12 protein-coding genes are annotated in these 11,879 nt (G+C 75.8%); 9 read left to right on the forward strand and 3 right to left on the reverse strand.

Annotated features, from left to right (window positions below):
* The first annotated feature begins 110 nt into the window (after positions 1–110).
* The 7 genes from ACPYO6_RS08225 to ACPYO6_RS08255 all read left to right on the forward strand — a co-directional run bounded on the left by ACPYO6_RS08225 (position 111) and on the right by ACPYO6_RS08255 (position 4,956).
* A complete protein-coding gene (locus tag ACPYO6_RS08225) occupies positions 111–1,085 on the forward strand; it encodes a hypothetical protein (RefSeq protein ID WP_425714372.1) in 975 nt (324 codons plus the stop codon).
* Complete coding sequence (locus ACPYO6_RS08230) at positions 1,082–2,281, forward strand: TadA family conjugal transfer-associated ATPase (RefSeq protein WP_425714373.1); 1,200 nt, start codon at positions 1,082–1,084, stop codon at positions 2,279–2,281. Before ACPYO6_RS08225 ends, ACPYO6_RS08230 begins: the two co-directional genes overlap by 4 nt.
* Positions 2,278–3,204: a hypothetical protein gene (locus ACPYO6_RS08235; protein WP_425714374.1), complete on the forward strand. Its 927-nt coding sequence runs from the start codon at positions 2,278–2,280 to the stop codon at positions 3,202–3,204. The genes ACPYO6_RS08230 and ACPYO6_RS08235 overlap by 4 nt, the downstream gene beginning before the upstream one ends.
* Positions 3,201–3,749, forward strand: coding sequence for a type II secretion system F family protein (locus ACPYO6_RS08240; RefSeq protein WP_425714375.1), 549 nt, complete (start codon positions 3,201–3,203; stop codon positions 3,747–3,749). Before ACPYO6_RS08235 ends, ACPYO6_RS08240 begins: the two co-directional genes overlap by 4 nt.
* A 153-nt stretch (positions 3,750–3,902) precedes the next feature.
* Entirely contained in the window at positions 3,903–4,121 is a 219-nt protein-coding gene (locus ACPYO6_RS08245; RefSeq protein ID WP_425714376.1) for a DUF4244 domain-containing protein, read from the forward strand.
* A complete protein-coding gene (locus ACPYO6_RS08250; RefSeq protein WP_425714377.1) occupies positions 4,121–4,564 on the forward strand; it encodes a TadE family type IV pilus minor pilin in 444 nt (147 codons plus the stop codon). Before ACPYO6_RS08245 ends, ACPYO6_RS08250 begins: the two co-directional genes overlap by 1 nt.
* Entirely contained in the window at positions 4,561–4,956 is a 396-nt protein-coding gene (locus ACPYO6_RS08255; RefSeq protein WP_425714378.1) for an Rv3654c family TadE-like protein, read from the forward strand. Before ACPYO6_RS08250 ends, ACPYO6_RS08255 begins: the two co-directional genes overlap by 4 nt.
* Positions 4,957–5,026: 70 nt before the next feature.
* Here ACPYO6_RS08255 and ACPYO6_RS08260 read toward each other — a convergent pair whose 3' ends face one another.
* Entirely contained in the window at positions 5,027–7,618 is a 2,592-nt protein-coding gene (locus ACPYO6_RS08260) for a DEAD/DEAH box helicase (protein WP_425714379.1), read from the reverse strand.
* Between the two features lie 205 nt (positions 7,619–7,823).
* Here ACPYO6_RS08260 and ACPYO6_RS08265 point away from each other — a divergent pair, with 205 nt between their 5' ends.
* Both ACPYO6_RS08265 and ACPYO6_RS08270 read left to right on the forward strand, forming a co-directional pair.
* Positions 7,824–9,662 carry a ribonucleoside triphosphate reductase gene (locus tag ACPYO6_RS08265; RefSeq protein ID WP_425714380.1) on the forward strand — a complete coding sequence of 613 codons (1,839 nt, stop codon included), beginning with the start codon at positions 7,824–7,826 and terminating at the stop codon, positions 9,660–9,662.
* Between the two features lie 17 nt (positions 9,663–9,679).
* Positions 9,680–10,414: an anaerobic ribonucleoside-triphosphate reductase activating protein gene (locus tag ACPYO6_RS08270; protein ID WP_425714381.1), complete on the forward strand. Its 735-nt coding sequence runs from the start codon at positions 9,680–9,682 to the stop codon at positions 10,412–10,414.
* A 7-nt stretch (positions 10,415–10,421) separates the two neighbouring features.
* On the opposite strand, the gene ACPYO6_RS08275 is transcribed toward ACPYO6_RS08270, so the two are convergent.
* A complete protein-coding gene (locus tag ACPYO6_RS08275) occupies positions 10,422–11,084 on the reverse strand; it encodes a GOLPH3/VPS74 family protein (protein ID WP_425714471.1) in 663 nt (220 codons plus the stop codon).
* 103 nt (positions 11,085–11,187) lie between these two features.
* On the reverse strand, positions 11,188–11,865 hold the full coding sequence (locus ACPYO6_RS08280; protein WP_425714382.1) for a hypothetical protein: 678 nt from the start codon (positions 11,863–11,865) through the stop codon (positions 11,188–11,190).
* Positions 11,866–11,879: the final 14 nt, after the last annotated feature.

Raw genomic sequence — 11,879 nt, forward strand, 5'->3', positions numbered from 1 at the left:
GTCCTCACGGCGATCTGTCCACAGGCGGGACGCCGGGGGAGCGCGCCGAGCTCGTGCTGCGGCAGCGTCGGTCCGGACGGCGCAGGGTGCGCCGGGGAGTGGGGAGGACCATGGGTGGGACGACGGCGGTCGCGGCCGTGCGAGGAGGGGACCCGGACTCGGCCGGCCGGGCCGCGGTGCGGCGGCTCGCCGACCTCGGCGGCCTGCGGGTGAGCGACGACTGGCGGGGCGCGGCGATCGTCCTGGACGACGTGGGCGCGGGGGAGCTCGTCGTCGTCGCCGGACCCGAGGTGGGTGCCCGCCTCCAGGTGCCCCGGGACGAGGAGCGGCTGCTCGACCTGCTGCTGGGCGCCGTCACGGCGCGTGCCGTCCGGGTCGGCGTGGTCGGTGCGCACGGCGGGGCGGGCGCCACGACGTTCGCCGTCGCGCTGTCCCGCGTGCCCGTGCGGGCCGGGACCCCGACGGTGCTCGTCGACCTCGACCCGGCCGGCGGGGTCGTCGAGCTGCTCACCGGGCTCGAGCGCGACCCCGGCACCCGGTGGGCGGACCTCAGGCGCCAGGAGGGCACCCTGCTGCCCGACCGACTCACCACCTCGCTGCCGGCGTTCGAGCACGTCCGCCTGCTCGGCGGCGACCTGCGCGGCGGGGCCGACGTCGACGAGCCGGTCGTCACCCGCGCCGTGCGAGCGGTCGCCCAGGCCACCGACGTCATGGTCCTCGACCTGCCGCGGACCGTGCTCGCCCGCTCCGACGACGGACGGCACCCCCTGGTCGAGGAGCTCGACCACCTGCTGCTCGTGGCTGGCGCCGGCCTGCGGGGTGGTGGTGCGGCGGCGGCCGTGGCGAGGTCGCTGGCGGCGACGCCGGGCGGGCCCGAGGTGTCCCTCGTCGTGCGCCGTCGGGCCGGCGAGGACGTCCTCGCGACCGACGTCGCGGAGGCCTGCGGGCTGCCGCTGCGCACTGTCGTCAAGCACGTGCGCTCCCTCGAGGCCGGGGTCGAGCACGGGGTGGTGCCGGGCACGCGGCGCGGCCCCCTGCGGAGCGCCGCCGAGGAGGCCGCCGGGGCGCTGGGGATCGCCTCGTGAGGGCGCGCCCGACCGCCCGGTCCGGTGCGTCCTGGGTGCGCGCCGAGGTCGCGGCGGGCCGCACCCTCGGCGAGGCCCTCGACGCCGGGACCGCCGGGGCGCTCGGCTCGGGCACCCTCCTGCGGCTCGAGCACGACCTGCGGGCCGAGCTCCTCGGCGCGGGCACGCTGCTCGCCCCGCTGCTCGCCGCCCCCGACGTCACGGACGTCCTCGTCAACGGTCCCACCGGCGTGTGGGCCGACCGTGGCGACGGGCTCGTGCGCGTGCCGGACCCGCGGCGGGTCCTCGGTGACGAGGGCGCGGTGCGGGGACTGGCCACCCGGCTCGCCGCGGCGTGCGGCCGCCGCCTCGACGACGCCGCTCCGGTGGTCGACGGCACCCTGCCCGACGGGACCCGGCTGCACGCCGTCATCCCGCCGCTCGCCGCCGACGGCACGACGATCTCGCTGCGCACCTTCCGGGACACGACCCTCTCGCTCGCGGACCTCGTGGCGCTGCGAGCCGTGCCCGCGCACGCGGCGCCGGTGCTGCGCGCGCTCGTGACCGCGCGGGCCAACGTCGTGCTCTCGGGCGCGACGGGCACGGGCAAGACGACCACGCTCGCCGCGCTCCTCGGCCTCGCCGACCCCGGCGAGAGGATCGTGTGCCTCGAGGACTCGGTCGAGCTGCGGCCCGCCCACCCGCACGTCGTCCACCTCCAGGTACGGCGCCCCAACGTGCAGATGGCCGGCGAGATCACCCTCGCGGACCTCGTCCGGGCCGCCATGCGCATGCGCCCGGACCGCATCGTGCTCGGCGAGTGCCGGGGCGCCGAGATCCGGGACGTCCTCGGCGCCCTCAACACCGGGCACGAGGGCGGGTGGGCGACGGTCCACGCGAACACCGCGCAGGACGTGCCGAGCCGGCTCGTCGCGCTCGCGGCGCTCGCGGGCATGTCCGAGTCGACCCTCGCCGCGCAGGCCGCCTCCGGGATCGACGCGGTCGTCCACCTGCGGCGCACCGACGGACGGCGGCACCTCGCCCAGGTCGGGGTGCTGCACCGGATCGGCGACCGCCTCGAGTGCGTCGAGGCGCTGACCGTCGCGGCGGACGGGCGGGTGAGCGCCGGGCCGGGCGTGGACCGGCTGGCCAGTCGGGTCGGGGATGCGGCCGTGGCTGCTGCGCTCGGGGCCGGTGCGAGAGTGGCGGTCGCATGAGCCCCGGCGCGCTGGGTGCGGGCCTCCTCGTGGCGCTCGCCGTGCTGCTCCTCGCGCCGCCCCCGCGGCGGGTGCGGCGACTCGCCCGGCGTGCGAGCGGTGTGGCCGGGGTGGGCGCTGCTCGGGGTCGTCGCGGGCGCGTGCGACGGGCACGCCTCGACCCCGGACTCCTCGTCTCCGAGGTGGCGATGCGTCTGCGGGCGGGGTCGGACCCCGCCCGGGCCTGGGCGCTCGCGCTCGACCGCTCCGGGATCGCCACGCCGGCGGGTGCGGCTTCCGGGGTGTCGACCGTGGGTGCGTCGGCCGCGTCGAGAGGTGCGCCGACGGTCGGATCGGCGGGAGCGTCGTCGGGTGGGGCGAGGGCTGCATCGTCGGGCACACCCGTGCGCGGCGCCGTGCTCGACGACAGCGGCGTGCCGGTCGAGCTCATCTCTCTGGCCGAGCGGCTCGGGGTCGGCCGGCGGGGTGCCCGGCCTGGTGCCGGTCCCGGTGCCGGGGGCGACCCCTCCGGCGGTCGTCCGGGCCTGGGACGGCGCGAGGGGCCGAGGCTCGGCAGCCGGGCGGAGCGGGCCTCCGCCCGAGGGGCGCTCGCCGGCGTGGTGGCGGCCTGCCGCGTCACGCACGCCACCGGTGCGCCGCTCGCCGAGATCCTCGACCGCAGCGCGTCCGGCATCGCCGAGTCCGCCCGCGCCGCCGGCGCCCGCACCGTGGCCCTCGCCGGGCCGCGCGCGACCGGCCGGCTCCTGGGCTGGCTCCCGCTGCTCGGCCTGCTGCTGGGGGCGGCCGTCGGCGCCGACCCGGTCGCGGTCCTCCTCGACGGCGGGATCGGTACCGTCTGCCTCGTCCTCGGCCTGACGTTCCTCGTCGCGGGCTGGTGGTGGGTGCTCCGTGAGGAGCGCCGGGCCGAGACGGCCGACGCATGAACCTCCAGCTGCTCCTCCTCGCGCTGGCCGCCGTCGCACCCTGGCTGCTCACCCGTCCGGCCCCGGAGCCGGAGCCGCCCCACCGCCCGGAGCTGCCCGGTCTCCGCCTCGACCCCGCCGTCCTGCTCGACCTGTGCGCGGCGACGCTCGCGGCCGGGAGCTCGGTCCCCGGCGCCCTGCGTGCCCTCGGGGACTCGGTGGCCGAGATCGGCGACGGCACGGTCGCCGGCTCCCTGTGCACCGCGGGCGAGCTCCTGCTCCTCGGAGCGCCCTGGGAGGAGGCGTGGGCCGACGTCCCGCCGGACGCGCGGGCGCTCGCCGACTGCCTCGAGCCGGCGTGGAACGACGGCGCCGACCCCGGCCCGCTCCTCGACGTGCGGGCGACGAACCTGCGGGCCGACCGGGCGCGCGTCGCCGAGGAGGCCGCCGCGCGCCTCGGCGTCCGTCTCGTCCTCCCGCTCGGCCTGTGCTTCCTGCCGGCGTTCGTCCTGCTCGGCATCCTCCCGGTGGTGCTCGGCGCCGGCCTCGACCTCCTCGGCGGTTGAGCGCTCCGGTCCCCACAGGCTGCCGTGCTGCATCCCTGTGCACAGGCCGAGGCGGGTGCCCGACGGCGGACCGCGCGATCTCGGCAGCCTGGTCCTGCGAGCCCGGCACCGGGTCGGGCGCACACCGGTTGGAACCGGGGAAGGACTGACGACATGCACACGATCACCCAGGCGGCCCACCGCCTCAGCACCACGCTCCGTTCGCGGCACGAGCTCGCGGCGGAGGACCCCGAGGCGGGCATGGCGACCGCCGAGTACGCCATCGGCACCGTGGCGGCGGCGGGCCTGGCCGCCGCCCTCATCGGGATCCTCAACGGCGACGCCGTCATCTCCATGGTGACGGGGCTCATCACGCGGGCGCTCGGAGTCTGATGTCCACGCGCCCACAGCCGGGGGTCGGGCCCAGTGCCCGGCCCCCGGCCGCGCGCCGGGCTCCCGCCCCTGGGGACACCCGCCCCGACGACGACGAGCGCGGCATGGTCACCGCCGAGCTCGCCGTCGTCCTGCCCGCCGTCGCCCTCGTCCTCCTGCTCGTCCTCGCCGCCATCGCGACCGGGGCGCAGCACATCCGGGCGACGGACGCGGCCCAGGCGGGTGCCCGGGCGGCCGCCGCGGGCGAGAGCTCCGAGGTGGTCCTCGCCCACGCGCGGCAGCTCGCCCCGGACGACGCGACGATCACGGTCCGGCGGGACGACGGCCTCGTCGTCGTCGAGGTCGTCGCCGGCTGGCCCGGCCCGCTCGCCGTGACCGGCGGCCAGGTGACGGCGAGCGCGAGCGCCGTCCCGGAGGAGGCGCTGGTCGGGGGCACGCCGTGACGGGCGGGTCCCGGGAGGCGCGTGGCGAGCGCCGGCCCCGGACGGACCCCGAGCGGGGAGCGGCGACCGTCCTCGTCGCCGGGGTCGTCGCCGCCATGCTCGTGCTCCTCGTCGGCGTGCTCGCCCTCGCCCGCGTCCAGGTCGCGCGCCAGGAGGCCCAGGGCGCAGCGGACCTCGGGTCGCTCGCCGCGGCGGGTGCCGTCCAGCACGGCACGGTGCCCGCCGAGGCGTGCGCGCGGTCCGCCCGGGTGGTCGGGGAGAACGACGCGGTCGCGCTCTCGTGCACGGTCGAGGACGAGGAGGTGGTCGTCTCGGCGACCGTCGTCGTCGACCTCGGCGTGCTCGGGACCTACGACGCCGTGGCCCACGCCCGGGCCGGACCGGTGCGGTGAGTGCCTGGCGTGGGGCACGCCGACGCCCGGGGAGCTGTGCGGCGACCGCGGGCCGTCGGTCGGGACCCGGTCAGATCTCGCCGGCGGGCGGGACGAACGGCTCGGCGTCGGGGTGCTGATCGGCGGCCTCGGACAGGAGGGTGAGCAGCCGGATCGCCCCGGCCTTGTCGAGCGGTGAGTTGCCGTTCCCGCACTTGGGCGACTGCACGCAGCGCGGGCAGCCGGCGACGCAGGGGCACGTCCGCACCGTCTCGAGCGTGGCGCGGACCCACTCGACCGAGGCGTCGAACCCGCGGCGCGCGAACCCGGCGCCGCCGGGGAACCCGTCGTGGACGACGACCGTGGGCCGTCCGGTCTGGTCGTGCGCCTCGGTCGAGAGCCCGCCGATGTCCCACCGGTCGCACGTGGCGAGCAGCGGCAGCATGCCGATCGAGGCGTGCTCGGCCGCGTGCAGCGCCCCGCCGAGGCGGCCCGGATCGATGCCGGCCGCCTCGACCGTGTCCTCGTCGAGCGTCCACCACGTCCCCACGGTCCGGAACGTCCGGGCCTCGAGGTCGAGCTGCTCGACCCCGATCTGCCGCTGGTCCGGGACCCGGTAGCGCACGAACGAGTCGACCCGGCCGGTGATCTCGACCTCGCCGGTGGCCCAGCGCACGCCGCCGCGCTCGACCACGGTCTCCTCGGAGAGGAACCGGACGCTCGAGCTGCTGCGCGCCCGCGTCCGGTAGGGGAGGTGGGCGCCGTCGGTGACCATTGCGACGTCGTCGACCCGCGTCTCGACGAGCAGCACCCGGCCCTGGTGGACGTAGACCGCACCCGGGTGCACGGCGGTGTCGGCGCCCGCCGCGTCGACCGTGCCGAGCACGGTGCCGGTGGCGGACTCGACGATCTGGACCTGCCGCTCGGTGCTGCCGCGCAGCGAGGTGAGGTCCTGCGCGCGCACGCTGTTGGCCACGTCCCAGTACCACCCGGTCGGTCGGCGGCGGAGCAGGCCGAGCGCGTTCGTCAGGTGGTCGAGCAGGGCAAGACCACGCTCGTCGTCGATCCCGAAGAGCGCGAGGTCCGGCTCCGTCAGCGGGAGCTCCGCGGCGGCGGCGCACAGGTGCGGGGCGAGCACGTGGGGATTGGCCGGGTCGAAGACCGTGGCCTCGACCGGCTCCCCGAGGACGGCCTCCGGGTGGTGGACGAGGAAGGAGTCCAGGGGGTCGGCCGAGGCGACGAGGACCGCCACGCCGTCCGCGCCCGCGCGACCGGCCCGCCCCGCCTGCTGCCACATCGACGCGCGCGACCCCGGCCACCCGCACAGCAGGACCGCGTCGAGCCCCGAGACGTCGATGCCGAGCTCGAGCGCGTTGGTCGTCGCCATCGCGAGGACCTCGCCCGAGCGCAGCTGTGCCTCGAGCTCGCGCCGCTCCTCCGGGAGGTACCCGCCCCGGTAGGCGCGGACGGTGTCGGCGAGCGCCGGCGAGACGAATGCCAGGTGCCGGCGGGCGGACTCGGCGAGCGCCTCGGCCCCACGGCGGGAGCGGACGAACGCGAGCGTCCGGGCGCCTGCCGGCACGAGGTCAGCCACGAGCTCGGCGCACTCGGCGAGCGCGGAGCGGCGCTCGATCTCGTCGGCCTGGTCCCGGTCGAGTCCCTCCTCCTCGGCGGCGACGGCGTCGGCGGGCAGCGCCCACGGGTCGTCGTCGGAGCCCCCGCGTGGGGCGTCGTCGACGAGGCCGCCGCCCGCGGTGCCCGTCCTCGCCCGCTGAGCCGCACTCTCGACGTCGTCCACCTGAACCGCACTCTCGGCAGTGGCGGAACCCCAGCGGTCGGCCGGGGCCGGCTGCCACAGCGCGAGGTAGCGGTCGCCGGCGGGGGAGGCGTCGTCGTCGACCACCACCACCTCGTCGGGGGACGTGCCGACGATCCGGGCCGCCGCGACACCGGGCTGCGCGCTCGTCGCGGACAGGCAGACGACCGTCGGGTCCGCGCCGAGGTGCCGGGCCACGCGCAGGAGCCGGCGCACGACAAGCGCGACGTGCGCGCCCAGGACGCCGCGGTAGGCGTGCGCCTCGTCGACGACGACGACGGACAGCCCGCGCAGCATCCGCTCCCAACGGCGGCGCGAGGGCAGCACCGAGTAGTGGACGAAGTCGGGGTTGGTGAGGACGACGTCGGCGTGCTCGCGTGCCCAGTCCCGCTCGGCGTCGGGGGTGTCGCCGTCGCACGTCGCCACGCGCGCCGAGGCCGGTGTGCTCGCGGCGAGGAGGGACTCCAGCGCCGTTGCCTGGTCGTGGGCGAGGGCCTTGGTCGGCGCGAGGTAGAGAGCGGTGGGGCGGCGAGTGTGGCGGGCGATCGACCCGGCGTCGGGCCCGACGGCCGCGAGCGCCCCGGCGCGGACGGCCGAGAGCGCGGGGAGCCACACCGCCATCGACTTGCCCGATCCGGTGCCGGTGGCGACGGCGGTGTGCCGCCCCTCGTGGACGGCCTGGGCGGCCGTCACCTGGTGCGTCCATGGTCGTGCGACGCCGAGGCGGCGGTACCCGGCGACGAGGTCGGGATCGGCCCAGTCGGGCCAGTCGGCCGTGCGCGCGGGTCGCGCCGGCAGGTGTTCGAGGTGGACGAGGCGCTCGTCGTCGGCGCCGATGCGGCGCAGGAGGTCGACGAGGGAGGTCACCGGCACATTGTGCGCCGAGGCCGTGAACACCTCGGGACGGACCGGGACCAAGGTCCCGCTCCGTCGTCGAGATTCCACGGGGCGACCGTTATGCACCACTACATCTTGTGTCGCAGAGAGAAATGACCACAAGATCTAGTGGCGTGACCTCTAGCGTGCGGAACTCACCCGGCCGATCGGCCGGACCGTCGGAGGAGGACGCACCGTGAGCGCAGCACCCCTCGTCGACCCCAGGAGCACGATCGAGGAGTACCTCGACCGCGCCGACTGGCGGGTCAACGCCAACGCCAACCAGGGCTACTCGCTCGGTGGCCTCATGCTCAACACCTCGGGGAAGGTCGTCGCCAACTACTGGCTCTCCCACGTCTTCGCGCCGGAGGCCGGGGCCGCCCACCGCGAGGGGGACCTGCACATCCACGACCTCGACATGCTCGCCGGCTACTGCGCCGGCTGGTCGCTGCGCCGGCTGCTCGAGGAGGGGTTCAACGGCGTGCCCGGTGCGATCTCCTCGGCCCCCGCGCGGCACCTCTCGTCGGCGTGCGGCCAGATCGTCAACTTCTTCGGCACCCTCCAGAACGAGTGGGCCGGCGCGCAGGCGTTCTCCTCGTTCGACACCTACCTCGCCCCGTTCGTCCGCCTCGACTCGATGACCGACGACGAGGTCGAGCAGTGCATGCAGGAGCTGATCTTCAACCTCAACGTCCCCTCGCGCTGGGGCACCCAGACCCCGTTCACCAACCTCACCCTCGACTGGACCTGCCCGGCGGACCTCGTCGACGTCCACCCGGTGATCGGCGGCGAGGTCTGCGACTTCACCTACGGCGACCTGCGGGCGGAGATGGACGTCGTCAACCGTGCCTTCCTCACGGTGATGAGTCGCGGGGACGACGCCGGGCGGGTCTTCACGTTCCCCATCCCCACGTACAACATCACCAAGGACTTCGACTGGGACAGCGACAACGCGCGGCTCCTGTTCGAGATGACGGCGCGGTACGGCCTGCCGTACTTCCAGAACTTCATCAGCTCCGACCTCGACCCCGGGATGATCCGGTCGATGTGTTGCCGGCTCCAGCTCGACCTGCGGGAGCTCCTCAAGCGGGGCAACGGCCTGTTCGGGTCGGCCGAGCTCACCGGGTCCGTCGGTGTCGTCACCGTCAACATGGCCCGCCTCGGCTACCGGTTCGCCGGGGACGAGGGCGCCCTCGTCGCCGAGCTCGACCGGCTCGTCGATCTCGCCGCCGACGTCCTCGAGCAGCGCCGCACCACCGTCCAGGACCTCATCGACCGTGGCCTCTACCCGTACACGCGCCGCTACCTCGGCACGCTCGACAACCACTTCTCCACCATCGGCGTCAACGGCATGAACGAGATGGTCCGCAACTTCTCCGGCGACCGGCTCGACCTCACCGACCCGGAGGGCCACGAGATGACGGCGCGGATCCTCGACCACGTGCGCGCGCGTCTGGTCGACGTGCAGGAGTCGACCGGCCACATGTTCAACCTCGAGGCCACGCCCGCCGAGGGCGCGACCTACCGGTTCGCCAAGGAGGACCGGAAGCGGTTCGCCGGCATCCTCCAGGCCGGCACCGAGCAGCAGCCGTACTACACGAACTCCTCGCAGGTGCCGGTCGCGCACACCGACGACCCCTTCGAGGCTCTCGAGATGCAGGACGAGCTGCAGCAGAAGTACACCGGCGGCACGGTGCTCCACCTCTACATGAACGAGCAGCTGTCCTCCGGGGTGGCCTGCGCCGCCCTCGTGCGCCGCGCGCTCGAGCGGTTCCGGCTCCCGTACCTCACCGTCACGCCGACGTTCTCCCTGTGCCCGACGCACGGCTACCTCGCGGGCGAGCACCTGTTCTGCGACCGGTGCGCCGCGGAGCGGCCCGACGCCGAACCCGTCCCCTGCGAGGTCTGGACCCGCGTCATGGGCTACTTCCGGCCCGTGTCGAGCTTCAACATCGGCAAGAAGGGCGAGTACGCCGAGCGGACGATGTTCACCGAGGCGGCTGCCGAGCCGCACCTGGTGGGCGCGGGCGCATGACGACCGGCCGCGCGCCCGTGAGCGCTGACGACCTCGAGCTCGCCGGCCTCGTGCCTCTGAGCGGCGTGGACTGGCCGGACCACCTCGTGGCCACGGTGTTCACCCAGGGGTGCCCGTGGGCGTGCGGCTACTGCCAGAACGTGGAGCTCATCGACCCCCGGATCCCGGGGCAGGTCCCGTGGGAACGGGTGAGGGACCTTCTCGGTCGGCGCCGCGGCCTCCTCGACGGCGTCGTGTTCTCCGGTGGGGAGGCCACGCGGCAGCCGGCCCTGCTGCCGGCGGTGCGCGAGGTGCATGCGGCGGGCCTCGGCGTCGGCCTGCACACCGCCGGCGCGTACCCGGACCGGCTCGCCGCCGTCCTGCCGCACCTGGAGTTCCTCGGGCTCGACGTCAAGGCGATGCCCGAGGACTACCCGGTGGTGGTCGGCCGCGGCGGGTCCGGCCGCCGTGCGTGGCGCAGCCTCGAGCTGGCGCTCGCCGCCCGCCGGGCAAGACCCCTGGAGCTCGAGGTCCGACTGACCGTCCACCCCGGCGGGGCCGGTGCCGACCGGGCGGTCGAGCTCGCGCGCCGGCTCGACTCTCTCGGGGTGCCCGTGCTCGCGCTGCAGGAGGCGCGTGCCCGGGGCACGACCGAGGAGTTCGGCGCCGCGCTCGGGGGCGCCTCGGCGGTGGTGGGTCCGGGCTGGTTCGACCGGCTCACCGCGGAGGTGCGGTCGGCCTGGCCGGGCGAGCTGCGCGTGCGGCCCGCCTGAGCCGCGCTCAGCTGGAGGTGACGGTGGCGGTGACGATGGCCGCGGTGACCGCGGCGTCGATGGCGCCGACCGCGTCCTTCACGGCCTTGGCGGACAGGTCGCCCTCGGCCATCTCCCGCACGCGGCGGCGGATCTCGCGGTTGCCGAGCCCGTCGACCGGCAGCACCTTGTGCGCCATGTCGATCGCCGAGAGGACGGACAGGAGGGCGATGACCCGCTCGTCACCCCTGCCGGTGGCGATGCCGTCGGTGAGCGCCGCACGCATCTGCTGCTCGTGGGTGGCGTCGGCGGTCGGCCAGGTCGTGGACGGGAAGAGGCCGAGCACCCGGCCGCGCTCGCGGCGCAGGATCCCGCGGGCGGCGAGCGACTCGAGCAACGGCTCCTTGGCGGCCCGGCCGAGGCGGGTGACCAGCTCGTTCGTCGAGCGCTCCTTGGCCGCGACCTCGGCGAGCGCCTCGGCGAGGACCTGGTGCCCGGGGGCCGGCGCGTCGGTCGGGCGGACGGTCGACCGCTTGAACATGCCCGAGGGGTCCCCGATGACGACCCAGCCGCCGAGCGCGAGCTCGGCGAGCAGGGCGCCGCCGAGCGCGGCGTCGAGGGAGGAGTGCGCAGTGAACCGGCCCGAGTCGTCGTCGAGCAGGAGCAGGGTGAGGTCTTCCGCGAGGAGCATCACACCGACACGGTAGCGCCGGTCAGGGTGCGGGCCCCTGACCCGCGCACGTCCTGGTCGGCTCGGCCGGTGGCCACGCCCGCGGTTGCGCCCGTCGTCGGGCTCAGCCGGCGGTGACGGCGCCGCCGGCGACCTCGATCGGGAACGGCTCGGCCGCCCAGCTGATCGGCTGCTCGAACGCCGCGCCGGGGGAGAAGAGATCGCCCTCGACGACGAGCTCGTAGTCGCCGTCCGGCAGCGGCTCGACACCGACCTGGTCGGTCGGTGCGTGGTCCCCGCAGGGCACCGGGACCGCGGTCGTCGTGCTCTCGGCCGGGGCCCCGATCTCGATCGGGTCCGCGAGCTCGGTGAACGTCACGGCCTCCCCCTCGGCGGCCATGACGGCGGACACGGAACCTGATGCCGGGTCGACGAGGACGACGAAGACGTCGCTCGCGAACAGGTCGATCGAGTCGTAGCCCGGGCCGCCGAGCTCGACCTCGATCTCGAGCTGCGCGGACGTCGAGCCGTCGAGGAGCGTCACCGCGACGTGGTCGACGGCCGAGGTGTCCCCCGTGGGCCGGTAGACCTCGTCGATCGGGGTGCCGCAGACCTCGACCGCTCGTTGGGTCCAGGCGACGTCGCTCGGCGCGGCGCTGGACGGTGTGTCCGGCTCCTCCGGTCCGCCCGTGCCCTGCGGCCCGCCGGTGCAGGCGGCCAGGGCGAGCGCCGAGCCCGCGGCGGCGAGGAGTGCGGCGGAGCGTCGGGGACGCTGCGTGGGCAGTGCCGAGTGGGATGCCATGCGGTCATCGTGCC

The sequence above is a fragment of the Georgenia sp. Z1344 genome, assembly GCF_049856295.1.
In the GTDB taxonomy this organism is placed as follows: Bacteria; Actinomycetota; Actinomycetes; order Actinomycetales; family Actinomycetaceae; genus JB111.